General features: G+C 41.5%; 18 protein-coding genes. 15 read left to right on the forward strand and 3 right to left on the reverse strand.

Going from position 1 to position 25862, the window contains the following annotated elements:
• Positions 1-9: 9 nt before the first annotated feature.
• From G496_RS0117810 to G496_RS0117825, 4 genes are read left to right on the forward strand one after another with little or no spacing between them, the layout of a single operon-like run.
• Positions 10-267 (forward strand): hypothetical protein, encoded by a 258-nt coding sequence (locus tag G496_RS0117810; RefSeq protein ID WP_034633830.1) that lies wholly within the window; start codon positions 10-12, stop codon positions 265-267.
• Complete coding sequence (locus G496_RS0117815) at positions 260-2032, forward strand: Na(+)/H(+) antiporter subunit D (protein WP_027180465.1); 1773 nt, start codon at positions 260-262, stop codon at positions 2030-2032. The genes G496_RS0117810 and G496_RS0117815 overlap by 8 nt, the downstream gene beginning before the upstream one ends.
• 15 nt (positions 2033-2047) lie before the next feature.
• Positions 2048-3586: a complex I subunit 4 family protein gene (locus G496_RS0117820; protein ID WP_027180466.1), complete on the forward strand. Its 1539-nt coding sequence runs from the start codon at positions 2048-2050 to the stop codon at positions 3584-3586.
• Positions 3587-3604: 18 nt separating this feature from the next.
• On the forward strand, positions 3605-5029 hold the full coding sequence (locus tag G496_RS0117825) for an NADH-quinone oxidoreductase subunit N (RefSeq protein WP_027180467.1): 1425 nt from the start codon (positions 3605-3607) through the stop codon (positions 5027-5029).
• 351 nt (positions 5030-5380) lie between these two features.
• Here G496_RS0117825 and G496_RS20765 read toward each other — a convergent pair whose 3' ends face one another.
• Positions 5381-6721: a S1C family serine protease gene (locus G496_RS20765; protein WP_051295141.1), complete on the reverse strand. Its 1341-nt coding sequence runs from the start codon at positions 6719-6721 to the stop codon at positions 5381-5383.
• Positions 6722-7344: 623 nt separating this feature from the next.
• On the opposite strand from G496_RS20765, the gene G496_RS0117835 reads away from it, so the two are divergent.
• From G496_RS0117835 to G496_RS0117860, 6 genes are all read left to right on the forward strand, one after another.
• Entirely contained in the window at positions 7345-8325 is a 981-nt protein-coding gene (locus tag G496_RS0117835; RefSeq protein WP_027180468.1) for an AAA family ATPase, read from the forward strand.
• A gap of 4 nt (positions 8326-8329) precedes the next feature.
• A complete protein-coding gene (locus G496_RS0117840) occupies positions 8330-9640 on the forward strand; it encodes a vWA domain-containing protein (RefSeq protein ID WP_027180469.1) in 1311 nt (436 codons plus the stop codon).
• A gap of 35 nt (positions 9641-9675) precedes the next feature.
• Complete coding sequence (locus tag G496_RS0117845; protein ID WP_027180470.1) at positions 9676-10134, forward strand: hypothetical protein; 459 nt, start codon at positions 9676-9678, stop codon at positions 10132-10134.
• A gap of 136 nt (positions 10135-10270) precedes the next feature.
• Complete coding sequence (locus G496_RS0117850; protein ID WP_027180471.1) at positions 10271-10831, forward strand: type I restriction enzyme HsdR N-terminal domain-containing protein; 561 nt, start codon at positions 10271-10273, stop codon at positions 10829-10831.
• Positions 10832-11158: 327 nt separating this feature from the next.
• Positions 11159-12505, forward strand: a complete 1347-nt coding sequence (gene gdhA / locus G496_RS0117855) for an NADP-specific glutamate dehydrogenase (RefSeq protein WP_027180472.1) — start codon at positions 11159-11161, stop codon at positions 12503-12505.
• 83 nt (positions 12506-12588) lie between these two features.
• Positions 12589-15540, forward strand: a complete 2952-nt coding sequence (locus G496_RS0117860; protein ID WP_245577951.1) for a PEP/pyruvate-binding domain-containing protein — start codon at positions 12589-12591, stop codon at positions 15538-15540.
• Between the two features lie 53 nt (positions 15541-15593).
• Here G496_RS0117860 and G496_RS0117865 read toward each other — a convergent pair whose 3' ends face one another.
• Both G496_RS0117865 and G496_RS20265 read right to left on the reverse strand, forming a co-directional pair.
• Positions 15594-18671, reverse strand: coding sequence for an efflux RND transporter permease subunit (locus G496_RS0117865; RefSeq protein WP_027180474.1), 3078 nt, complete (start codon positions 18669-18671; stop codon positions 15594-15596).
• Complete coding sequence (locus tag G496_RS20265; protein ID WP_051295142.1) at positions 18668-19822, reverse strand: efflux RND transporter periplasmic adaptor subunit; 1155 nt, start codon at positions 19820-19822, stop codon at positions 18668-18670. Before G496_RS20265 ends, G496_RS0117865 begins: the two co-directional genes overlap by 4 nt.
• 378 nt (positions 19823-20200) lie before the next feature.
• On the opposite strand from G496_RS20265, the gene G496_RS0117880 reads away from it, so the two are divergent.
• The 5 genes from G496_RS0117880 (at position 20201) to G496_RS0117900 (ending at position 25632) form a co-directional block, all read left to right on the forward strand.
• Entirely contained in the window at positions 20201-22003 is a 1803-nt protein-coding gene (locus G496_RS0117880) for a DegV family protein (protein ID WP_027180476.1), read from the forward strand.
• 532 nt (positions 22004-22535) lie between these two features.
• The gene (locus G496_RS0117885; protein WP_027180477.1) at positions 22536-23264 is read left to right on the forward strand and encodes an amino acid ABC transporter ATP-binding protein; all 729 of its coding nucleotides are present in this window, start codon (positions 22536-22538) and stop codon (positions 23262-23264) included.
• Positions 23265-23311: 47 nt separating this feature from the next.
• Entirely contained in the window at positions 23312-24127 is an 816-nt protein-coding gene (locus tag G496_RS0117890; protein WP_027180478.1) for an ABC transporter substrate-binding protein, read from the forward strand.
• A 95-nt stretch (positions 24128-24222) separates the two neighbouring features.
• Complete coding sequence (locus G496_RS0117895; protein ID WP_027180479.1) at positions 24223-24924, forward strand: amino acid ABC transporter permease; 702 nt, start codon at positions 24223-24225, stop codon at positions 24922-24924.
• A 12-nt stretch (positions 24925-24936) separates the two neighbouring features.
• Positions 24937-25632 (forward strand): amino acid ABC transporter permease, encoded by a 696-nt coding sequence (locus tag G496_RS0117900; RefSeq protein ID WP_027180480.1) that lies wholly within the window; start codon positions 24937-24939, stop codon positions 25630-25632.
• Positions 25633-25862 lie beyond the last annotated feature (230 nt).

A 25862-nucleotide genomic window follows, 5' to 3' on the forward strand; every position in this document is an offset into this window, starting at 1 on the left:
GCGTTGGTCATGAGTAACGGACTTGGAGACTGGTTTGAAACCCAGAGGACAAAAAACCGGGGTGCCTGGAGATTGTGTTTTTTCATCTTTCTGGCTGTACTGGTTGCGATCAACTTTGTAGTTCATCCGCACCATGCGGAATATCATTATGATATTTATCCGGGATTCTGGGAGATATTTGCTTTAGGCTTCACTGTTGGAATGGTTTTTCTTATGAAAATTATAATACAACCTTTTATTGTCGGACCGGAGGAAGATGATGACTAGCACCGGATTCCTGCATCCTGCCATAGCTTTTATAGCCTTAGCTCTGGCTCTGCCTTTTCTGAGAGGGAAATACTGGCGCTGGATGCTATTAATTCCTCCTATTCTGGCTATTTTTTCTGTACTTACGGTAACACTCGGAAACTATGGAATGATACCCTACCTTGGCAATGTCATGTTGCCCGGAAGAGTAGATAAACTGTCACTGGTTTTTGCAAATGTCTTTGCAATTCAATCTCTTGTGGGAATGATTTATTCATTTCATGTAAAAGAGAAAGCACATCACGCTGCTGCGGCTCTATATGTTGCCGGATCATTTGGATGTGTCTTTGCCGGTGACTATCTGACTTTGTTTGTTTTCTGGGAACTGATGGCCGTGGCTTCAACATTCCTGATCTGGCTGCATCGGACTAAAACTTCCACGGAAGCCGGATTCAGATATTTTATGTTCCATACCCTTGGCGGTTTGTTCCTCTTAGGTGGTCTGCTGCTCAGATATCATGAGCTTGGAACATTTGCTTTTGTGCCTGTAGATCCTAGCAATGCCCAGTATTATGACTGGTTCATACTTCTTGGATTCTGCGTTAACGCCGCTGTCGTTCCTCTGCACGCATGGTTACCAGATGCTTACCCCGAAGCTACAATTCCGGGCGCGGTCTTTATGTGTGCCTTTACCACCAAGACGGCTGTTTATGTTCTGGCCAGAGGTTTTGCAGGCTTTTATGTGCTTGCAGTGGTCGGTACAATCATGGCTGTCTACGGAGTGCTTTACGCTTCTATGGAAAACAACGCCCGCAGGATTCTATCCTACCACATTGTTTCACAGGTCGGATATATGGTTGCGGGAATAGGAATCGGTACAGCAATGTGTATGAACGGAGCTGTTGCCCATGCTTATGCCCATATTCTTTATAAGGGCCTGCTTTTCATGGGTGTTGGAACCGTCATGTATGCAGCCGGAAGTGCGGAGCTTGATAAGCTCGGTGGACTGGTTGGCAAACTTCCGTTCGTAATGCTCCTATATATGGTCGGCGCGGTCTCAATCTCCGGTATGCCGTTTTTCAACGGTTTTATCAGTAAGACGATGACTATTACCGGGGCTGCGGAATCACACCATACCCTGCTGGCCATAGGTCTTGAAATTGCAGCTGTAGGTACTTTCCTTTCAGTCGGCATCAAGCTTCCTTACTTTGCGTTCTGGAATAAGCCGGCCAGAAAAGACATCAAACTGAAAACCATTCCTAAAAATATGTATATTGCCATGGGAATTTCAGCAGCGCTTTGTTTTGCTCAGGGTGTTTATCCCCAGATGCTCTATAAATTACTGCCTTTCCCTGTTGAATATACACCATATACTCCATGGCACCTGTTGCAGGCCGCAATGCTTCTGGCTTTCACCGGACTCGGTTTCTGGCTGATGCGTAAAGTTATTGTACCTCATCATGGACGCAATCTTGATTTTGACAAGCTTTACCGCCTCATCGGTAATGGTTGTCTGTATCTGATCTGCCGTCCTATTGCCTGGGCTGATTCAATCTGGACAACCGTTTACAGGGTCATAGGTTTGAGAGCCCTTATGGATATTGCTGCCGGATCATCGTGGTTCGACCGCAAAGGAATTGACACTGTTGTGGATGGAACTGCCTATACGGTGAAAAACATAGGCCGTGCCGGAGCCAGAGTCCAGACTGGACGGATTCAGGACTACCTTGCGTTGGCCGTGTTTCTTGCCCTGTGTATTTACGGACTGGTTGCATACCTTGGATAAACTGGAGAAATCTCAATGCAAGAAGTATCTTATCCGGTTCTGACGAGCCTTATCTTTTTTCCGTTGATTGCGGCGATCGGACTGGCTTTCATTCGGAATGTGACTGCGGTTAGAGTTTATACACTGGCTGTTTCACTTGTTGAGCTTGTGATTTTCATTCCGACTATATTCGCTTTTAGACTGGGAACAGCAGATTTTCAATTTGTTGAACGTCTGCAATGGGTGCCTAAATGGGGCCTTGAGTACTATCTCGGTATGGACGGCATAAGTTTTCTTATGGTTGTGCTGACTGTTGTTGTACTGCCTCTTTGCGTGCTCTGCTCATGGACTTATATCAAAAGCAGAGAAAAGGAATTTCACTTCTGCCTGCTGTTTATGACCTCAGCCTGTGTCGGCGTTTTTACTTCCCTGGATCTAGTTCTGTTCTATGTTTTCTGGGAAGCAATGCTGGTTCCAATGTATCTGCTGATTGCTGTATGGGGCGGACCAGAAAAACGTTACGCTTCACTGAAGTTCTTTTTATATACCCTTGCTGGAAGTGCTTTGCTTCTGGTTGCCATCGTTGCCTTCAGGATCGCAGGCGGAACTTTTGCCATCCCGGAACTGATGGAAAAAACTTTTTCCTTCAATTTTCAATTCTGGGCTTTTCTGGCTCTTGCTCTGGCTTTTGCCATCAAGGTTCCTATGTTTCCGTTTCATACATGGCTCCCGGCAGCACATGTTCAGGCTCCTACAGCCGGGTCAGTCATTCTGGCCTCTGTGCTGCTTAAAATGGGAACCTACGGTTTTCTGCGCTTCAACCTTCCTCTGACTCCTGCTGCCAGCCATTATTTTGCGCCCATGATGATTGCTGTTTCAATAGCTTCCATCATTTATGGCGGTGTGGTTGCGCTGGGTCAAAGTGATATTAAAAAAGTTATTGCCTATTCTTCAGTCGGTCATATGGGATTCGTGACTCTTGGAATATTCCTCTTTAATCTTCGCGGATTTGAAGGAGCTTTATTCCAGATGCTTAATCACGGAATTACCACCGGTGGTCTGTTCATGTTGATTGGTGCTATTTATGAGCGCAGTCATAGTCGTGAAATGGGCGATAACCTGGGGCTTGGTAAATATATGCCGGCCTTTATGGGATTCTGGGGACTTTTTGCTCTGTCATCGTTCGGATTCCCGGGAACAAACAGTTTTGTCGGTGAATTACTGGTCTTTGTCGGTGCATTTGAAAAGAATCCCTGGATTGGAGCATGGATGGTTCCCGGCGCAATGGTAGCTGCGGCTTACATGCTTCGAGTTTCACTCAAGCTGGCATGGGGCAAACCTTCTACATGGAAAAAGCCATGGGGAGATCTTAATTACAGAGAATGGATTTACCTTGCTGTTCCTGCAGTTTTTGTACTTTACATCGGGCTTGCACCCGGATTCCTCTTCAAGGTTGTTGATTCTTCACTCACAAACCTTGAAAAGCATGTTCAGAGTAAGGCTCAAATTGTGAAAGCAGAGGGGCAGAAGCCTCTTGAAACTGCATGGAATTCCATCAGGAATATCGTCAAATAAAACACTGGAGATACAGACGTGACTTTCGATACTAGCCTGATTATTCCCGAATTGTTCCAACTGCTTATAATCGCGCTTCTTTTTATTCAAAGCGTGGGCAAAAGCTCTTGGGGACCAAAGGTTTCAGCATGGTTGCCATTTATGGCGGCTATCGGTGTTGTTCTGACTTTTACGTCTTTAAACAGCGAAGGGCTGATTTTCTGGAAAGCTTACAAGGTTGACGCTTTGTCACAGTTTTTCAAACTGGCAATTTCAGCAGGCTTTCTGGTTACAGTAATTAATGCTGTCAGACAGCCTACTTTAAGGAAAGACAAGACAACAGATTATTTCCTGTTTCTGGCCTTAAGTGCCTGGGGACTCATGCTGCTGTCATCTGCTGTAGAGCTTCTGACAATTTATCTTGCTTTGGAGCTTTCTTCTTACAGCCTGTATACCGTTATCGCCTTGAGAGGTGAGAGCAGACAGGCAGCTGAAGCAGGTATAAAGTATATTCTGTTCGGTGCTGTTGCCACAGCTTTAGCTTTATACGGATTTTCCTACATTCTGGCCGGAGTTCACACTACTTATCTGAGTGAGCTGATTAAGGCTGACTGGACATTCTCCGCTTCGCCGATGGCTGTAACAGGTATGGGACTCTTTCTTGCCGGAATGTTTTATAAACTTGCTTTGTTCCCATTTCATTTCTGGTGTCCTGATGTTTATCAGGGAGCAAGTAATGAAACTGCGGCTTTTGTGGCAACTCTTCCCAAACTTGGATCAGTTGTCATACTTGTGCGGCTGGCAGCCATGTTCAAACCCGGATATGATATAACAACCGTTATAGCTGTTCTCGGCGCACTTTCCATGACATTTGGTAACCTCGCAGCTTTGGCCCAGCGGGACGTTAAGCGTATCCTCGGATACTCCTCTGTTGCCCATGCCGGATATATTATGATTGGACTGGTTTCAGGCACCCCGGAAGGGCTTGCAGCATCCAGTTTTTATGCTCTGGCTTATGTGGCCATGAACCTCACCTGTTTCTGGGTGGTAAGCAGAGTTGCCAGTGATGGACGTAACCTTGATCTCGATGATTTAAATGGTCTGTACCGCCGTGCTCCGGCTCTGGCTTTTGCTCTGGCTGTCGGGGCGTTTGCTCTTGTCGGCCTTCCGCCTATGGCCGGATTTATGGGAAAACTCTTTCTTTTCTCGGCCGGATGGAATCATGGCTACAACTGGCTTGTTATCATTGCCGGTATCAATACAGCCATTTCAATTTATTACTATCTTGGTCTGGTTCGCCATGCTTATACCAAAGATGAAGCAGAGGATTTACCTCTGCCGGATACGACCGCTTTCAGTCTTGTCGGAGCCGGAGTTTTATCAATAGTTGTTCTTGCTCTTGGTATTCTTCCTGCTCAGACTTTTGACTTTGTTGTCGCAGCCGGAAGTTCAATTATACATTGATTGTAATTTGTAGAGACAACCTCATAAAAGCCCACAGAAGTCTGTTGTATCTCTAAGATACAGTAAACTTCACTCCTGCCGAAGCAGAACCGCCTTCCGTGCTTCGGTAACCAAAAGACCGGGATTCAGCTGTTTAACAGAGCTGATCCCGGTCTTTTAGTTTGTCGTTATATCCAATGACTAAAATGAAACTGTTTATAATATCTATTCAGGTTTACGTTTGAATAAATATGGTTTGCCTGGGAATCTTTTATTTACTTATTTGAGTACAATCTCACTGGTCAGTTTAGGAATTAGTACAAATAATAGTAATAGTTCAGGTTGAGTAGAGCCATTCTGATTAATCAAAGATTAATTCTTGATTTTAATGTTTAGAGCATTCAGTGCTGTTGAAATGGGGATGAAGAAATTCATTCCAATGGATGCTCCTGTATTCATAATACCTTTGCAGGATATTCCTATTACATTTCCATAAACATCTACCAGCGGTCCTCCACTGTTACCCGGTTGTATATCAACATCAGCCTGAATAAAATTTTCTTTACTTCTTATCTCATACCGCAGGGCACTGACAATTCCACTTGTGATAGATTTTTCATAATTGAGTGAAAGTGGTGTTCCTATGGCGTATACCCGTGAAGATGGTTTTGGAATGGATAAGTTTAGGGGGAGTGCTGCGGCACTGCTTAGAGGAACTTTGATTAAAGCCACATCACGAATTATATCTGATTTTAAAACCTTTCCCATCAGTTCAAATTTGCCCTCAATGCGGACTGGTACTTCTTTGGATTCTCCCACCACATGGGCATTGGTGAGGATGTACCCATTATCAGAGATCAGGAATCCGGAACCGTGTCCTCCACCATTTCTGACTGTTACCACGGCATTAGTAATTCTACTGGGGTCTTGATCTAAATTAGTGCTGAACAATTTTTGAGGTTTTATTAAAACGACATCCCCGATTGGTTTGAATTCTGTATAATTTAGATTGGTTTTTAAGAGCAGGTCGTGAAATTTTGGAGTTGCGGCTAAATTTTCAGCGGCATTATTAAAAGAATTCATTAATAACATTGCGTTTCCGTCATAAATACCATGAACAATTTTATTATATCCGGTTGTTGAAATTTTTAGCACGGAACTTTTTGTGATATTGGAGTAAACAGTCCATTCAACCTCAATATACATTTCTCCGCTTACTCTGTTCAAATGGTGTCCATCCCAGAGACTGTCTTCCTGACATATATTTGTTGTCAGTTTTTTTATTCTGGCAGCGACTCTATATTTAGCCTTGGCAAATTCTTTTTCTCTATCAAAAATAACGGATGGATTTCCAACTACATTGTATCCCTGATTGTTCATGACATCATAAAAGAAGTCTGCAAAATCATCATCTCTGCCACCAATAAGACGCTTACCCTCACCCCACTTCAGAGGTAATCCGTTTGGAAAATTGCAAAAGTTACCATCTTCTGAAAATCCAGCCGGTAACGCGCCGATAGATTCCCCTCGCTTGAGCGTTATTATAGCTTTTTCAAATGCTATAGGCTCAAACTGGCTTGCGGTTGTATTCTGTATTGCTGGAAGATTAGAATGGTCAGGTATTGGAACAGGTTTAACTCCGGGATTACAAGCAGTGCAAATCAGAATTAATAAAATAGACTCAAATAATATAAATGTACTGTTTTTTATCATGATCTTAGCTCTAACTTTGATTTATTATGAATTTGAATTACTGAATAAATTGATTCATTAAATTTAATTAGTTTAATAATCAATATGTAATGACTTAAATAACGCAATATTAATTATAATTTCCCGTATCTGAAATATATAATTGCATAAAATAAATAGTCTTTTATATTTACTAATATATATTAATTCGTAGTTTGTTAGAGTAGATTAGAGTTTACATAAAATTAGGTAAGTATCTCAGGTATGCTTAAAATTATATTACATTCATAATGTGTGTCTTACTTCCATTAAATCTTAATTAAGTCTTTACTGCTTAAATTGTATTATTGGGTTCAATGTTTTTAATGTCCGTTAGACAGTTCTATAATATTGCTGCTTTGTTTTTTGAGTTTTTCTGCGCCTCTATAGGCGTTCATCAATTCTTGGGTGAAAAGATTAAATATTATTCATATAAGTAGTTTTGATTGTCCCCGGTGTACTCTTTTTTTGAAGGTAATTTCAGATAACATATTGTAATAATATTAAATTCAATATTAATTCTATAAATTGACAATGAGAACGAATGTCAATATCAAGATAGAAGTTTTTCATTTTACAAATTTTATTGAAGAGAGGGGTATTCGATGAATCCAAAGCAGATAGTAAAATCTTTAAAAACCGTTATTAAAGCAAAGCAGCCGACATTTTTATGGGGACCTCCGGGAGTTGGCAAAAGTCAGGTCGTTAGACAGGCTGCCTCTGAATTATTATATGATCTTATAGACTTGAGGGCTATATTACTTGACCCCGTGGACTTACGAGGACTGCCTAAAATCAGTGGTAAAGTCGCAAGTTGGTGTTCCCCGTCTTTTCTTCCTTCAGAGGGTAGAGGGATTTTGTTTTTGGATGAGCTTAATGCTGCACCACCTTTGGTACAGGCAGCTTGTTATCAGCTGATTCTTGATAGAAAGATCGGTGAATATGAACTTCCCGATGGCTGGGTTGTGATTGCTGCGGGGAATAGGGATTCTGATAAGGCTGTAACTCATAAAATGCCCTCAGCTCTTGCAAACAGATTTGTTCATTTAGATTTTGAAGTAAGTATTGAAGACTGGCTTGAATGGGGACGCGAAAATAAAGTTTCAGAAGAGATTCTTGCTTTTATCCGATTCAGGCCAAATTTACTGCATGATTTTGATCCCCAAAGACAGGAAAAAGCCTTTCCTTCACCTAGATCATGGGAATTTGTTTCTAAAATGATTTCCGCAGGTCTTGATAATGAAATCGAATATGAACTGATTAAAGGTACGGTTGGAGAAGGCGCAGCAGCTGAATTTTGTGGCTTTTGCAGAATTTATAAAAACATACCTGATCCTGAAGATGTTTTAAATTCTCCTGAGGATGTGGCGATTCCTGATGATCCTGCAACTGTTTACGCTCTTTGCGAATCTGTCGCTTCAAAAGCTTCATCGGAACGGGCTGAGAATATCATGACATTTGCTTCGCGGCTTCCAGTTGAATTCGGTGTCCTCCTTGTTCGGAATGCTGTCCGTAAAGAAAGATCCATCGTCAAGAGTCAGGGGTTTGAGCGCTGGGCAACCGCGAACTCTGATATTCTGGTTTAGCATTATGGATTCTAATAGAAAGTTGATAATGGCCAGATCTGATCTGCTGTTGAAGCATCCATTCTTTGGGACTCTGGCTCTGCATCTTCCGTTACAGGAAGATAAAGCCTGCAACGGTGTTTGGACTGATGGAAATGTGCTGGCATACAATCCATTTTATATCGAAAAATTGAGTAAGCAGGAGTTGCAGGGGCTTGTCGCCCATACCGTTATGCATCCTGCCTGTCAGCATCATCTGCGCAGAAACGGCAGGGATGATAAATTATGGAATATGGCCTGTGACTATGCGATAAACTGGATTTTGCTTGAAGCAGGATTTGAGTTGCCGGAAGGTTTTCTTGATGATGAAAAGTTTAGAGGAAAAAAGGCCGAAGCCATTTACAGTGAATTGTCAGCAGAACTCGATTCCAAAGGAAATCCGGAGAATGCCGGGGATAAGGATGGCCCGAAAAGTATTGACGTAGATTATGAAGAAGGTCCGGCTAAGGGCTCAGAAAAAGGTTTGAATGATGAGTCTGAGGAAGATGAATCTGAAGGAGATGATGATTCCAGTCAGCCTGATAAAATGGAAAGCGATGCTGTAGAGTCTGATACCTCCGATGAAGGTGAAGAATCAGACAGTGAATCAGCTTACGAGGGAATTGGAGAAGTTCGCGATTCCCCCGATGATTCTTCAGGTGGTAATGAAACTCCAGCTATGGATTGGCATAGCACTCTTGTTCAGGCTCTTAACAAGGCCAGAGAATGCGGTGATTTACCCGGTGGATTTGATAGATTTATAGATTCAATGATTCCTCCAAAACTTGATTGGCGGGCGATTCTGGATAAATTTATCAGCAGCCGAGCAAAAAATGATTATTCGTGGATACCGCCCGGAAGAAGATATATCCATATGGATTTGTATCTGCCGTCATTATCGGCTGAGCTGCTTTCGGAAGTTGTTTTAGCTGTAGATACTTCCGGCAGTATAAGTGATAACGAGTTAAACTCTTTCAGTGCTGAAATTTCTGATATCCTTTCAAAATATGATACAACTCTGCGCGTTCTCTGGTGCGACATGAAGGTCGTTTCAGAGCAGGTTTTCAACCGTTTGGATCTCCCTTTAAAAATAGAAGCTAAAGGCGGTGGTGGAACAGATTTTCGTCCTCCTTTTGATTGGGTGGATGATAACAATATCAACCCATCGTGTTTGATATATTTTACCGATATGGAGTGTTCAAAATTTCCAGAATATACTCCAGATTATCCCGTTTTGTGGGTCCGCTCCGGTGGTGGGTTATTAGAACCTCCTTTTGGTGATCTTATTGATATTTAAATGTTTAACGATAAAAACTTTTCAGATGGTGATCTATGCTTATAAATTGGAAACTTACCAAAAAAAGAGGCAATTTCAGGCCGGTTTTGGAATATTCAATAAAATTGGAAGATTTTGAAAAAGAGTTGGCTGTTGATCAGGTTGTACTGGAATCACTGATTCCTGAACCGCCGGGATCGTGTTTTTCCAGCTGTCTGCCCGGGGAGTATGAAAGAGGGGATGGAGCATGTGGGGTCTATCGAATTTATACTCCTGATCATAAAAAAGCATTTGCAGAAGGAAAATTAGTTTTGCCATGGAGAGAGGATGGCAGCTTTCCGGAAATAGAAGAATCTTTTTTGCTATTGAGAGAAAATTTTGAAACTAAATTGAAGGAGGCTTACGACAGTTTGCCAATAGAGGAAACAGGTTCTCTGGAATTGTCAGCAAAGACAAGGAATTATCTTGCTTCCGGACTTATCTCAAAAAAAATTTTGGAATCTTCATTGTTGTGAACCGCAAACTATAAAAATTGTTTCCACCGGTATCCAATCCTCTTTGAATGCTTACTTTACTGACTCTAAATACAACTTGTTTGATTTTCATTTATTATTAGGTGAAACTGAGGTCTATAAAGTGCCGGAGGAAGCTATGCACGAGACAAGTTTAGGTGGAACAATCAGGGATTACCTGAGTGGTGAAGATATAGATGAAACTACTTATGAGGAGTTCAGGCAGGCTCTTGCAAAACTTCTCGTTGAAGAATTTGAGTACCCCAGAGAAAGCCTGAAGGCGAAAGTTGATCTGTGTTTTACTATTGATGGGGAAGAAATGTGCCGAACTATGGATCTTGTTGTTTATGACAAGGACAACAAGCCCGTTATGCTCGTTATGTTCTGTCCCGGAGATGTCGGCAGTTATGAGCGTGAAGCCGGATGCGCAGGTTGGCTTTTTGAGGGTGGACCGGTTCCTTTTGTAGTTATCTCAAATACCATGGAAGCTTATCTGATAGAGACAGAGTCGAGGAAGGTTATAGCTTCAGGAATGGATTCAATCCCGCATTACAATGACCTGTTGGAACGGGCTGCCAATTATAAATTTGATCCTGTACCGGAAGAAAAAGTAAACAGGCTCCAGAGAATTTTTTATACATATACCGGTTTTCTGCAGGGTACATGTTGCAGTGAATCATGCTCTTTACCTAAATTGTAATAGCACCACGTTTCAATAGTTAAAGTTTAATAAAGACTTTAAATGGCGGAATAAGACGTTATCGTTTTATTCCGCTATTTTTATTGGTAGTTTACAGATTTATATATTTTTTAAAATTTTTAATTACTTTGCAGTGGCTGTATAACTATTCAATATGGAAGAAAATTTTTCTAATTACAATTATGGATAAAAAATTAAAATCAAAATTATTTAATACAAGTGAGAGAGTTATGGACTAATTTATGTTTTTAATGGAATAATAGAAATTAATTTTTAGTAATCTGTACAGAGTATTATTTAAAATTAAAATTCAGGAGGCCCCACTATATGGATATTTATGAGCGTATCAAGAATAGAGATCCGAACGAAACTGAATTTCATCAGGCTGTTTTTGAGGTTGTTGAATCAATCAAACCTGTTCTTGAAATGCATCCTGAATTTAGAAGCGCCAATATCCTTGAAAGAATAGTGGAGCCGGAACGAGTGATCATGTTCAGAGTTCCATGGATGGATGATGGCGGCGATATTCATGTTAATCGTGGATTCAGAATTGAAATGAACAGTGCCATTGGTCCTTATAAAGGAGGGCTAAGATTTCATCCTTCCGTGAATCTGGGAATTTTAAAATTCCTTGCTTTTGAGCAGGTTTTTAAGAACGCGCTCACAACTCTTCCTATGGGAGGCGGAAAGGGGGGAGCTGATTTTGATCCAAAGGGTAAGAGTAATGAAGAGGTTCAGCGTTTTTGCCAGAGTTTTATGCTTGAGCTTGCAAGGCATATCGGCCCGAATACAGATGTTCCGGCCGGAGACATCGGTGTTGGAGCGCGAGAGATTGGTTATCTTTTTGGCATGTATAAAAAAATTAGTAACGAATTTACAGGAGTCCTAACTGGTAAAGGTTTGAACTGGGGAGGAAGCCTCATACGTCCTGAAGCTACCGGATATGGCTCAGTATATTTTGCTGCTGAGATGCTTAATGCCCGCGGAGAGACTCTTGAAGGCAGGAGATGTCTGATTTCAGGATCAGGAAATGTCGCCCAGTATACTATGGAAAAATTAATTGAGCTGGGTGGAATCCCGGTGACTTTTTCTGATTCAAACGGTTATATTTATGATGAGAAAGGTGTTGATCGAGAAAAGCTTGATTTTCTGATGGAACTTAAAAATATCCGTCGGGGAAGGGTGCGTGAATACGCTGAAAAATATTCTGAAGCTGTTTATACTCCGGTTGACCCTGATCTAAAATATAATCCGTTATGGGATCATGCGGCACATTGCGCTTTTCCCAGTGCCACCCAGAATGAAATTAACGGAATTGATGCCGGAAACCTTGTTAAAAACGGTATTCTAGTTGTTTCGGAAGGGGCGAACATGCCGACTACCCCTGAAGGAATGAATATTTTCTTTGATAGCGGGATTCTATACGGTCCTGCCAAAGCTGCTAATGCCGGCGGGGTTTCTGTTTCCGGTCTGGAAATGAGTCAGAACAGTATGCGGCTGGGATGGCCTGCTGAGGAAGTGGATAGCCGATTAAAGATGATAATGAAAAATATTCATAAAACCTGCCTTGATACAGCTGAATATTATGGAACTCCATTTAACTACGTGAACGGTGCAAACATAGCTGGATTTGTAAAAGTGGCTCAGGCGATGCTTGATCAGGGGCTGGTATAGTTTTGGTTTAAGGAGTCCCGGTCTGGTGCTGTTTTTGGGGTTATGAATGATTTTTAATACATTATGACGAAGATTCAAAAGATGTGATCGATATTATGGAAGAAGGTGACTTGAGCTCCACGGAAGAAAGAAAATTCAGCCTCTATCATGACCTGATGCAGATTAAGGTCATGAATATTTTGTTGATCTCCAGCCCTTATGATGCCTGGGTAATGGAAGAGGACTGCAAAATTTCAGAGCGAATTGTGAGCGAGTACAGAGGGCTTAATCTGAGCAGCCCGCCACGGTTAACATGGGTTTCATCTGTAGATGAAGCTATGGCGATGCTTGACTCTCAAAATTTTGAACTGGTCATAATTATGCCTCATCAGTACCGGATTGAAGCTGCTGAAACCGGTAAAATTATTAAGGCTAAGATTCCAGATATTCCCGTGGTTCTGCTTTCGCACAGGGAACTTAGAAATCCCGGAGAGGGTATGCCTGAAGGACTTGATAATATTTTTATCTGGTCCGGTGATGCTGAACTGCTTGTGGCTTTGGTAAAGAATCTCGAAGATGCCCTTAATGTAAGGCATGACACTGCAAAAGTAGGGATTCGAGTTATTATTGTTGTGGAGGATTCAGCACGCTATCTGTCATCTTTTCTGCCTATTTTATACAAAGAGCTGGTGCGGCAGACACAAGCCGTACTGGAAGAAGGGCTGAACGCGGAACACCGCTTATTGACCATGCGTGCACGGCCCAAAATTCTAACTGCCGGAACGTATGAAGAAGCGCTTAAAATTTATCATGAATATGAGTCCTATGTTTTGGGTATTATATCTGATGTGCGCTTTCCTAAAAATGGGGTTTTAAATGAAAATGCCGGGTTGGAGCTTCTGGAAAAAGTCAATTCAGACCGCTCTGATATACCTTTGTTATTAGCCAGTAATGAACCTGAAAATATGGAAAAGGCCAGAACGGTCAATGCCTATTTTGTTGACAAAAATTCACCGGATATGCTTGTTGAGGTCCGAAATTTTGTTCTCGACCATCTTGGCTTCGGTGATTTTATTTTCAGAACTCCAGATGGTCAGGAAATCTCGCGGGCCGGTAGCCTTTATTCCCTTGAAAAAATGCTTGGCAGTATAGAGGATGATGTTTTCTTGGATCACTGCCGAAATAATGATTTTTCAAGATGGTTCTACGCCAGAACAGAGATAGAACTCGCAAATCAGGTCAGGCCGCTGCGTGATTACGATTTCTCTGATCCTGAAACCCATCGTGAACATATCATTTCATTAATCAGAAACAGGCGCATGCAACGCCAGCAGGGGGTGATTGTCTCATTTAATCCCAGAGACTTTGATCCTGAGACTGATTTTTTGAAAATAGGTTCCGGGTCAATTGGTGGAAAAGCCCGTGGACTTGCGTTTATAGGTTCCCTGCTTGAGCGTAACAGCTGGGTGCATGAAAAATATACGGATATCCGGATTACCGCACCAAAGACTTTAACCATAGCTACTTCCGGCTTCGATGATTTCATCGACATGAACGGGCTGAAGTTTTTAGCCAAAACGGATTTAACAGATGCTGAAGTTTTAGATGTTGTTGAGGAGGCTATTTTTCCCGGATGGATAGAGGCTCAGCTGTGGGCATATCTGCATGAAATTCATTATCCTTTGTCCGTTAGGTCTTCGAGTTTATTGGAAGATGCCCAATATCAGGCCTATGCCGGATTATACAGTACCTACATGATTCCCAATGACCATCCTGACCTTGAAGTCCGGTTGGGGCAGCTTGTTGAGGCGGTTAAAATGGTCTGGGCCTCGACTTTTTTTAATGCTCCAAAATCTTTTTCCCGCAGGGTCAACCAGAGGACCGATGAAGAGAAAATGGGAGTGGTTGTTCAACAACTTTGCGGGCAGCAATATAAGGATTATTATTTCCCGGCTTTTTCGGGCGTAGGACAGTCTTACAATTACTATCCTTTCGGGAGGATGAAACCGGAACATGGGGTTGCTTCCATTGCTATGGGGATAGGAAAGTCTGTGGTGGATGGTGAACAGTGCCTGCGCTTTTCTCCGGGGCTACCTAAAATTCTACCACAATGTCCAACTGTAGAGGATTCAATCAGAAATACTCAGACCAGATTTTACGCTCTTAAAATGTCCGGGAGTGAAAAAGTAAAAATTCATACCGGGAGTAATCTTGAACAATTGGATATTGCAGATTTTACCGAAACTCTTCCGGTTAGAAAACTAGCCTCAACATATATAGCGGAAGAAGGGCGTATCCGGGATACTGCTTCCTTGCCGGGACCTAAAATTATGCTTTTTGCTCCCGTCCTTGTTCACAAAGTAATTCCTCTGGCAAATGTTTTAAAAGATATTCTTAGTATTGCGGAAAAAGGAATGGGCGGTCCTGTTGAAATCGAGTTCAGTGTTAATATGTTTGAGGATGCAAAGCCGGTTATGACTCTGTTGCAGCTTCGCCCTATGAGTGCAAGAGCTGATCTGGGTAAAATTACAATATCTGCAGAAGATATAAACAAAGCTGTCTGTGTCTCTTCTCATTCACTTGGCAATGCCGTTAAGCAGGATATTTATGATATTGTCTTTGTGCGGATGGAAAATTTTGAAGTTTCAGCAACCAGAGAAATTGCCCGTGACATATCCGCTATAAACAGCAGACTTTTTAAAGCAGACCGGAAATATATTTTAATTGGTCCCGGTCGCTGGGGATCAGCTGATCCGTGGCTTGGGGTACCGGTTGAATGGAATGACATTTCAGCTGTTTCAGTTATTGTCGAGGTTGCCAGTGAAAGTTTGAGAGTTGAACCCTCACAGGGTTCCCACTTTTTCCATAATATAACGACTCTCGGAATAAACTATATGATGGTCCTTGAGAGTGAAGGCAACATGATAGACTGGGATTGGCTTACTTCCGCGTATGTGGTTGATCAGACTCAATATGTTACACATGTGAGAGTCGAAAAAAATCTAATCGTAAAAATTGACGGCCGGTCTTCAAAAGGAATTATCCGTCCTTCATGATTCGATGTCGCTGCCAGCCTGATTTGATATCTCTACTGGACTCGCTGTGGATGTCATTCTTCCGGGATTCCCATAAGTTCTCTTTTAGCCTGACCTTTTTTCCTGATCCATGACTGTAGTGAGTCCATATAAGTATAAAAAACAGGGGTCAGATAAAGGGTTACAATCTGCGATAAAATCAGTCCGCCGACAATCGCCAGTCCCATGGGCTGTCTTGCCTGTGCTCCGGCTCCTAATCCGAGCGCAATGGGCATTGCTCCTGCAATTGCCGCGATGGTTGTCATCATGATCGGCCTAAATCTTTCAAGCGATCCGTGTATAGCCGCTTCAGAAGGGCTGAGGTTTCCTTCTTTTTCTGCTTCCAAAGCAAAATCTACAACCATGATAGCGTTTTTCTTAACTATACCTATGAGCATGATTATGCCAACTATCCCGAACAGATCGAGATCTTTGCCGAAAACTGTAAGGGTTATCAGACCGCCTATTGCCGCAGAGGGGAGTCCTGAAATTATGGTTATGGGATGTATATAGCTTTCATACAATATGCCTAAAATCATGAAGATAATAAAAACTGCGACTATCAGCAGGAAATACACACTCCCCATTGATTTCTGAAATTCGTCAGCCGTTCCTTCAAAACTTGAAACAACCGTATCAGGAAGTTCTTCTTCCGCCAGTTTGTTTATTGCTGTTGTGGCATCACTTAAAGAAAACCCCGGAGCAATATTAAAGGAGTATGTTACCGAAGGGAGCATGCCTGTATGGTTGACCTGCATCGGGCCCGGTTTTTCTTCAAAAGAGGCGATTGTATCCAGACGGATAAGTTTTCCATTCTTATTCGGTATATACAGGCTCATCAGATTTCTTGGATCACGTTTGTGGAAAGGAAGAACCTCTAATATTACCCAGTACTGGTCGGTATCTCCATAGATTGTGGACACTTTTCTTTCGGAGTAGGCGGAGTTGAGAGTATTCTCAATATCGTGCGCCGTGACGCCGTAATATGAAGCTTTATCTCTGTCTATTTTTATCCAGAATTCCGGGTTGCTGCTCATTAAATCTGAATTTATTCCTGTAAGGAATGGAACGCTGTGCAGGGACGCTTCAAATTTAGGGGCTACCGAGAAGAGTTCATACTGGTCAGGAGCTTGAATTGTGTATTGATAAAGGTTTTTTGTTGATTTTGCGGTTAGCCTGATCATCGGTGGATTTTGAATCCAGCACATTATTCCCGGATAGTTATTCAGCTTCATCATGAGCGATCTTGAAACTTCATCAGCAGTCATTTCCCTTTCATCAGGAGGGACAAGCATCGGGAAAAGATATCCCTGATTCAGGTTGGGAATGCCTGCGACAGTGACAAATGTTCTGATATTTTCATCTTCAGCAAGGATCGGTTCAAGGGCTTTGATATGGTCTTTCATTGATTCGTATGAAATTCCCTGTCTGGCCTGAGCAAAACCCTGACAATAGCTCATATCATCGGTAGGAAGGAATCCTTTGGGAATGATAATGAAAAAATGTATTGTTGCTACAAGTATCAATCCCGCCGCAAGCATTGTCATTCCACGGTGACGCATGACAAAATGAAGCGACTTGTCATATTGTCTTAAAATAAAGTCAAAAAACGGGTCTGATTCTGAAAGCTTACTTCCTGGTTTAAGCATTCTGCTGGCAAGCATGGCTGTCATTGTCAGTGATATTATTCCCGAAGCGATAATTGCCACCGTGATAGTCATGGCAAATTCATGAAGAATTCTGCCTATAATCCCGCTCATATACATTAGAGGAATGAAAACGACAGCAAGAGAAAGAGTCATGGATATAATTGTGAAGGTTATCTGTCTTGACCCGTCAAGTGCTGCCTGAAAAGGTTTTTTCCCCATTTCAAGATGTCTTACGATGTTTTCAATCATTACAACCGCATCATCAACTACAAATCCCACTGACAAAGTCAAAGCCAGCAGCGAAAGCGTGTCGAGTGAGTATCCGAGCATAAACATCATGGCGAAGGTGAAGACAATTGATACGGGAATGGCAATAGAGGCAATAAGAGTTGCCGATATATTTTTAAGAAAAATAAAAATTACACTGACCACAAAAATGATAGCCAGCAAAAGAGTTTCCTGAACGTCGTAAACCGCTGCGGAAATTGGTGTTGAGCGGTCATACAGGACTTTCATATTTATACTTGCCGGTATCTGTTTACGTATGGTCGGCAGCATATCTATAATTTTTTTACATAATGATATGGTATTTGAGCCGGGTTGTTTTTTGATGGCAAGAATGATTGCCCTTTTACCGTCAATCCATGAACCGGATTTGTCTGATTTCTGAGAGTTTATTACCGTTCCAACGTCTGAAAGCCTGATTGTTCTGCCATCTTCAGATTTAAAAATCATGGGCAGATATTCTTCAGCTGATTTCAACTGTCCGGTTGATTCAACGGTCATTGATTCCAGACTGTTATCCAGTGTACCCACAGGCTCTTTGACGTTCTGTCCGGCAAGAGCTTTTCGAATAGTATCAATATCAATTCCTCTTGCAGCAAGCGTTTCCGGGTTCACTCTGACCCTGACTGCAAGTTTTGCTTCTCCGTATACCTGAACTTTTGAAACTCCGTTAACCATGGAGATGGTATCCGTCAGAAATGTCGTGGCATATTCATTCACTTTATAAATAGGCATGGAATCAGACCAGAGCGCCATATAAAGCACCGGATCATCAGCCGGATTGACTTTTTCATAATACGGAGGCTGAGGAAGATCTGAAGGCAGGTTGCCGCTTGCTCTTGAAATAGCGGCCTGTGTGTCTGAAGACGCTCCGTCAATATCACGGTCAAGATCAAATTGCAGAGTGACTTGTGTTGATCCCAGAGAATTGACAGAACTCATGCTGCGCAGACCGGGAATAGACGTAAATTCTTTTTCCAGCGGAGTGGCTACCGATGAAGCCATTGTAGATGGGCTTGCCCCCGGTAGTGAGGCTGTGACCAGAAGTGTCGGGAATTCTACATCAGGCAGGTAACTTACCGGAAGTTTGAAATATCCCATAATTCCAAAAAAAAGCATGGCAATAACCAGAAGAGAGGTCATCACCGGACGGCGGATAAATCTTTCAGTTATATTCATTGATTACCGGCCTTGTCATTCTGGGATGCATGAACTCTGTATGAAGCTCCGTGATAAAGTCTCAGCTGGCCGTCAGTGACTATTGTCTCTCCACCGCTTAATCCTTTGCTTATAATATCAATTTTGCCTGATCTGCGTTCAATTATGACCGGTTGTTGTGCAACGGTCCCGTTTTTAAGAGCCACCCAGACAAAGTCTCCTTCTGGCCCTTTGCAGGATGCTTCCATAGGTATCTGGACTGCTTCAGTCCCATATAATTTAAGCCTTATATTTACATAGTTACCGGGCCACAGCTTTCTGTTTTTGTTTTGAAAGGTTGCCTGCATCCAGATTGTTCCGGTTTCTTCGTCAACCATATTATCAATAAATGTCAGTTTTCCGGTTTCAGGAAGGTCTTCACCTTCGGAAATGGCCAGAACTTCTAGGGTTGAATTGTGTGAATATTTTTGAACTTTTCCTAAATATTTTTGTGGCAGATAGAAGTTTACGGCAATGGGAGAAATTCTGTTTATTACGACCAGTCTGTCTTTATTTTCTTCGATGAGATTTCCCGTTGTCTGGTAGACATAACCGCATAAACCGTTGAGCGGAGATTTTATAAAGCAGTAGTTTAAATCATTTTCGGCATTTTTTAGTTTTGCTCTTGTTACGGCAATGCTGTCTCTGGCAGTATTCATGTCCAGTCTTTTTTGTTCATACTGGTCTTCGCTGACTACTTTTCTTCTTACCAGATCTTTGTATCGCTTATAATCTCGCAGGGCTTTTTCATATTTTGTTATATCTGAAGTCAGTTCAGCCTTTAACTGTCTGATGCCTGCTTCATATTCCGTAGGGTCAATTGTAAATAGATGCTCCCCTTTTTCAACTATATCTCCATTGCTGATATAAACTTTACTGAGATATCCGGTAATTCGTGAACGCACTGTTATGGAGTCAACAGGTTGGACAGTCCCTATTGCTGTCAGATAATAGGGAGTATATTTTTTTAAAGCTTTCGCAATAGTGACAGGGGCTGGCGGTCTTTGGGATGAGGTTTCGGGTTTATTTGAACATCCTGTAATAAAGGCCATTACTAATGCTGTCAGCAAAAGAAGGTAAAGTGAGATGTTCCGTTTCATTAAGATTATTTTCAACTGACTTTTAGGGTACATTTTATGATCCTTTTAATAAAATAAGTCGATATAGTTATTTTGAATATATCATAATATTTTTTTTTAAAAGGCCGAAGTTCTATTTTTTTTGCCTGCATTTGTAACATTAAAAAATAAAATTAGCCTATTAATTTTCTTGCGTTTATGTTCTTTTATGTGCATTTATTTGTGGATTTGTAACATGGATGTAATTTTACTAGAATGGACTTTCGGTGCGGATGTTTTTAATAGTCATATATTTCAATATGATGACTTCTGCGTTCGGTACGGATTGTTCGGAAGTGATGCTTTACATGCCGGTCATTTGGATACGAGGGGCCATGACCGCATAAAATTGTTTAAAACTCCTAGAACAAATTCAATTGGACAAAAATAAAAATGGAAAGCTTAAATTCTTCAAGAATCAGTTATCTTGACGGGGTTAGATTTAAACGGGTGGTTGTGGCAGCAGCTGGAAGGCTGATTGAGAATTCGCCGCATCTTGATTCGATTAATGTCTTTCCTGTTCCTGATGGAGATACCGGAGCAAATATGGCTGGAACAATGAAAAATATTGTTCACAGCACCGGAGACTCTCTTGAACGTTCCATAGAAAAAATGAGTGCAATAATAGCAGAATCCGCTCTTGATGGAGCTCGTGGAAATTCCGGAGCTATTTTAGCCCAGTTTTTGTGCGGCTTTGCAGAGGGTGTAAAAAATCTGCGTAAAATATCAATGGAAGATTTTGCTTCAGCAGCAAGCCTTGCTGCCAAGCGTTCAACCGAAGCTATTTCCGATCCCAGAGAAGGAACAATCCTCAGTGTCATTAAAGAGTGGGCTTCACATCTTAAAGACAACTGTAAAAGTTATCAGGATTTTCCCGAGTTATTATATGATTCACTTGAGCATGCCAGAGGGTCGGTGAAATCAACAACAGAGAAGCTGGCTGACCTTAAGGCGGCCGGAGTTGTTGATGCCGGGGCGCTTGGTTTTGTTTATCTCCTTGAAGGTATTGTTGATTTTCTTGAAAATGGAAAAATAGCCAAGAAGAATATTGATATTTTTGGTAAAGCTGAACCCATGGGGGTTGCACAGGCCAGAGTTGCTGTGGACAGCCTCGAATTCAGATTCTGCACAGAGTATCTTCTTAAAGGACAGGATATCGACCGTAAGGCTATCCGTAAGGCCGTTTCAGGAATGGGGGACAGTTTAATTGTCGCCGGGCTTCCTGAATGTGTTAAAGTGCATATACATACCAATGAACCGGACAAAGTTGGTGAGATTCTTTCTTCTTATGGCCGTATCGATAAGAAAAAAGTTGACGACATGCTTGTTCAGCACAGAAGAATTCTTGCTGATACCAGAACTGTAGGTATTGTCAGCGACAGCACCTGCGACCTTCCAAAAGAAATTCTTGATGAATATGATATTCGTATTGCTCCCCTGAGACTGACTCTTGATGATAAAGAATATATCGATCAGGTTGATATCACTTCAGGAGAATTTTACGAAAAGCTTGTTACTTCTGATAAGGCTCTGACATCTCAGCCAGTTCCCGGTGACATGAAGCGCGTTTATTCAAGCGTTGCCTCAGACTATGACAGCGTTGTTTCCGTGCATATTGCCGGAGCTCTTAGTGGGACATGCCGGGCCGCCCAGACAGCTGTAAGCGGAGTTGAAAATATTGAGATTGTGGACGGAGCAAATGTTACTGTCGCTTTAGGGCTGATTGTTTTAGAAGCTGCAAAGGCTGCTAAAAAAGGATTGTCCATGGCGGAAGTTGCCCGTGTTGCTAAAAAAGCCGCAGAAAATGTAACTATATATGTTGCCTTGGATACTCTGGAGTATGTTGTCAAAGGCGGCAGAATGAGCAAAGGACAGGGGCTTGCCGCTAAAATCTTAAACATAAAGCCAATCATAACTTTTGATCATGAAGGACGCGTTTCTACAGTAGCCAAAGTTATCGGCCGTGAAAGGCAAAAGAGAACTTTGATAAATCTGGTTCGTGAACGTGTTTATGGGCATGCCAATCTGCGCTATGCAGTAGCACATGCCGCAGCTCCTGAAGTTGCTGCCGATTTTTCCAAAGTTCTCCATAAAGAATTTGGTGCTTCTCCGGAATTTATATCCGAAGCTTCTCCGGCAATTGGCATACATAGTGGCCCTAGAGCTTTTGCCATTGCCGTACTTACAGACGATTAGATCATAAATTTAATTGTTTTTAATAGTATTGCTGCCGGGACCCGCAAGGGTTCCGGCTTTTTTTACATAATTGTTTTATTCTTGTTTAGCTAGAAATTCTATTTAAACAAAGGTAATTTAGTTATGCTGGGCACTATTACCGTCTAATGCTTTAAAAAGAGTATTGTGCAATTTTTGAAAGACAGTCTCTGGGCCTGATATCTAATGCCAAATTAAAATTTTAAAATTTAAATAGATTTTTTTATTCGCCTTTATTTATGATACAAGAGTAGTGTGATTGTTTTATATGCAGATTTTAAAAACCTGTAATTTTACGTTTTCATTAAAATGTTTTCATTAATTGAACAAAATTGGAAAATTCCTTGTTATTCTTGACTTTTTCAGTTTTTTGGCTATGAAAAGATATCTTTTTATGTATTTGGTCTAAAATCCTAAAAACAGCTCTGCTTTTGGTTAATTATTTAATGATATTTATAGGCAGGACGCTATTGCCCGTAATCCGCATCAGGGTATTGAGTTGGAGTTTGCTAATATGCCGATGATCGAAATTAAAAATCTTCATAAATGGTATGGCGATTTTCATGTTCTTAAAGGTCTGAATGACCATGTTGATAAGGGTGAAGTGCTTGTTATCTGTGGTCCGAGCGGATCAGGTAAGAGTACTTTTATCCGTTGTATCAACAGATTGGAAGGATATCAGAAAGGTGAAATCCTGTTTAATGGTAAAGACATACTTGATCCCAGTATGAACATTAACGATTTACGGGCTGAAATCGGTATCGTTTTTCAGCAGTTCAATCTGTATCCTCATCTTACCGTGCTCAAAAATGTTACTTTGGCACCTACAAAGGTTAAAAATGTTCCTAGAGCCGAAGCGGAAGAGACCGCTTTGTATCTTCTGGAACGGGTAGGCATACACGATCAGGCACATAAGTATCCTGCAGAATTATCAGGCGGACAGCAGCAGAGGGTTGCTATTGCAAGGGCTCTTGCTATGAAACCTAAAGCAATGCTTTTTGATGAGCCTACATCAGCCCTTGATCCTGAAATGATTAATGAGGTTCTTAACGTAATGAAGGACCTTGCGCGTGAAGGAATGACCATGCTTTGCGTAACCCATGAAATGGGATTTGCAAGAGAAGTTGCGGACCGGGTTATTTTTATGGATGCCGGTGAAGTTGTTGAGCAGTCATCTCCTGAAGAATTTTTCAAAAATCCTAAGAGTGAACGAACTAAAAAGTTCCTAAATGAAATTTTATAGCTGATTTTTCGGCTTTAAATAAACCACTAAATGAGCAGGAGGATTTGATGAGAAAATTATCAATGATGGTTGCACTGGTTTTGGCATTTGTGCTTTGCGCTTCAATGTCTTTTGCCGACCGGTTGCAGGATATCAAGGATCGCGGAGTTTTGATCTGCGGTGTTAAGGATGCGGTTGTTCCATTTGGTTTTGTTGATGAGAAGACTAATGAGCTTGTTGGTTTTGATATTGATGTATGCAAATACATCGCAGGCAAACTGGGTGTTAAGGCCGATTTCAAACCTGTAACCTCCGCAACTCGTATTCCTATGGTTGCTCAGGGTTCCATTGATATCGCAGCTGCTTCTATGACTCATAAAATCGCTCGTGATGAAACTATTGACTTTTCCATTACCTACTTCATGGACGGTCAGAAAATTCTTGTTAAAAAAGATTCCGGAATTAAATCTGTAGCTGATCTCGATGGTAAAAAAGTCGGAACAGCAAAAGGTTCAACTTCTGAACAGAATATTCTTGCTTCACAGCCTAACTGCAGGGTCCTCTCCTTTGAAGGTTATCCCCAGTCTTTCCTCGCTCTCAAGCAGGGTAAGGTTAAAGCTGTTACCACAGATTCAACTATCCTCCTCGGACTTAAAAACTCCGACCCCAATCCTGATCAGTGGGAAATCGTAGGTGATTTTATTTCTCCTGAACCTTACGGAATCGGACTGCCTGAAAATGAATCAAATCTTCGTGACGCAATCAATATTGCTCTCATGGATATGTGGCGTTCCGGTGAGTATGTAAAAACTTACAATAAATGGTTCGGAGCTGACACCAAATACAATCTTCCCCTTACCTGGAAGATGGAATTGTGGCCCTAGGTCCTGAGTCCGAAGTTGTTTTCAGTATATTGAATTGAAAAGGGTAACTCCTCTTTTTTAAGAGGAGTTACCCCTGAAAAAAGCGGGTTGAAGCCTTGAATTATCAGTTTAATTGGGATTTGGTTCTGTCAGGAAAGTATGCTGACTGGATTGTAGACGGAGTCATCCTTACCTTAAAAATTTCTGCTATTTCTATTGTTCTCGCTCTTATTTTGGGAACTCTAGTAGCTGTAATGCGCATGTCAAAGGCCAAGCCGCTTGAATGGCTGAGCTTTGCTTATATCGAGTTTTTCCGTAATACCCCTTTACTTGTCCAGATTTTCTTCTGGTATTTCGGTTCATACTCGGTTTTACCAGATTTCGTGAATACATGGCTGTATGATCATGACTTTGAATTTGCTGCAGGCGTAATCTCGCTTACTGTTTATTCTTCTGCCTTTTTTGCAGAAGAGATCAGGGCCGGTATCTATTCCATACCTAAAAACCAATTGGAAGCATCAAGGGCAACCGGTCTAAGTTTTATGCAGGCTTACTGGTATGTAATTCTTCCACAGGCTTTTAGAATTATCATTCCTCCGCTTATTTCCCAATCTCTCAACCTGATTAAAAACTCCTCACTTGTAATGACTATCGGAGTTATGGAGCTGACCTATATGGCCCGTCAGATCGAGTCATATACGTTCCACGGTTTTGAAGCATTTACAGTCGCAACAGTTATCTATCTGATCATATCCCTTGTGACTTCGTTCTGCATCAATATGTACAATAAGCATTTCTTGCTGCAAATAAAATACTAGGAGTGGACTTCCGTGCAATGGGATGTAGTTTGGAATAACTTTGATTACTTTCTTTGGGGAGCTTTTCCCAACGGCCCTATCGGGGGACTTGCCGCCAGTATTATTCTGGCGGTTCTCGGTATTTTCGGAGCGTTCTGGATAGGACTTGCCGCAGGTCTTATGAGACTTTCACGCAATAAGCTCACCAAGGCTGTTGCTGTTATTTATATTGAAGTCATAAGGGGTGTTCCTCTCCTTATGCTTATCTTCTGGTTTTATTTTCTGGCTCCGGTTGTTCTTGGCGAATCTTTACCTGAATTCAACTGTGCGCTTATAGCTTTTATTATCTTTACAGGAGCTTACATTGCTGAAATTGTTAAGGCAGGTGTTGTAGCTCTTCCTAAAGGTCAGATGGAAGCTGCCCGCGGTTCCGGTCTGTCACATTATCAGGCCATGCGTTATGTCATTTTACCGCAGGCTTTGAGAAATATGATCCCTTCATTCGTCAATCAGTTCGTATCACTTACAAAAGATACATCTCTGGCTTATATCATCGGTGTTAATGAACTTACGCGTACTGCAACACAGGTAAATAATAGAACTTTGTCTTCGCCTACGGAAATTTTTATAACGATTGCAGTTCTTTATTTTATAGTTTGTTATGCTCTCACAATGACCAGCCGTAGAATGGAAAAACATCTTGCACGATATCAGGCCAGAGACAGATAAGAGGTTGCTGGCGGAAAATTATAAAAAAAATTGTATCTGAATTAAAATACAATTTTCAGATTGCAGGATTCAACAGGCTTATTGCCTGTTGAATCCTGCTTTTTTGTGTAAAAATATTTTAATAAATTTTATTTATCATTTTTACGGATTCTTTTGACTCAAATTTTTTCGTGTAATAATGTGGTATGAAGTGGAATTTACATCTCTTCAATAACCTTTAGCCAACGTTT

The sequence above is a fragment of the Maridesulfovibrio bastinii DSM 16055 genome (assembly GCF_000429985.1).
GTDB classification, from domain to species: domain Bacteria; phylum Desulfobacterota; class Desulfovibrionia; order Desulfovibrionales; family Desulfovibrionaceae; genus Maridesulfovibrio; species Maridesulfovibrio bastinii.

Excerpts from the sequence above, each read along its gene's own strand:
- gdhA (WP_027180472.1), top strand. The coding sequence starts at position 11,159 with ATGGATATTTATGAGCGTATCAAGAATAGAGATCCGAACGAAACTGAA.
- G496_RS0117845 (WP_027180470.1), top strand. The coding sequence starts at position 9,676 with ATGCTTATAAATTGGAAACTTACCAAAAAAAGAGGCAATTTCAGGCCG.
- G496_RS0117815 (WP_027180465.1), top strand. The coding sequence starts at position 260 with ATGACTAGCACCGGATTCCTGCATCCTGCCATAGCTTTTATAGCCTTA.
- G496_RS0117835 (WP_027180468.1), top strand. The coding sequence starts at position 7,345 with ATGAATCCAAAGCAGATAGTAAAATCTTTAAAAACCGTTATTAAAGCA.
- G496_RS0117820 (WP_027180466.1), top strand. The coding sequence starts at position 2,048 with ATGCAAGAAGTATCTTATCCGGTTCTGACGAGCCTTATCTTTTTTCCG.
- G496_RS20765 (WP_051295141.1), bottom strand. The coding sequence starts at position 6,721 with ATGATAAAAAACAGTACATTTATATTATTTGAGTCTATTTTATTAATT.
- G496_RS0117885 (WP_027180477.1), top strand. The coding sequence starts at position 22,536 with ATGCCGATGATCGAAATTAAAAATCTTCATAAATGGTATGGCGATTTT.
- G496_RS20265 (WP_051295142.1), bottom strand. The coding sequence starts at position 19,822 with ATGTACCCTAAAAGTCAGTTGAAAATAATCTTAATGAAACGGAACATC.
- G496_RS0117890 (WP_027180478.1), top strand. The coding sequence starts at position 23,312 with ATGAGAAAATTATCAATGATGGTTGCACTGGTTTTGGCATTTGTGCTT.
- G496_RS0117810 (WP_034633830.1), top strand. The coding sequence starts at position 10 with ATGAGTAACGGACTTGGAGACTGGTTTGAAACCCAGAGGACAAAAAAC.
- G496_RS0117880 (WP_027180476.1), top strand. The coding sequence starts at position 20,201 with ATGGAAAGCTTAAATTCTTCAAGAATCAGTTATCTTGACGGGGTTAGA.
- G496_RS0117840 (WP_027180469.1), top strand. The coding sequence starts at position 8,330 with ATGGATTCTAATAGAAAGTTGATAATGGCCAGATCTGATCTGCTGTTG.
- G496_RS0117865 (WP_027180474.1), bottom strand. The coding sequence starts at position 18,671 with ATGAATATAACTGAAAGATTTATCCGCCGTCCGGTGATGACCTCTCTT.
- G496_RS0117850 (WP_027180471.1), top strand. The coding sequence starts at position 10,271 with ATGCACGAGACAAGTTTAGGTGGAACAATCAGGGATTACCTGAGTGGT.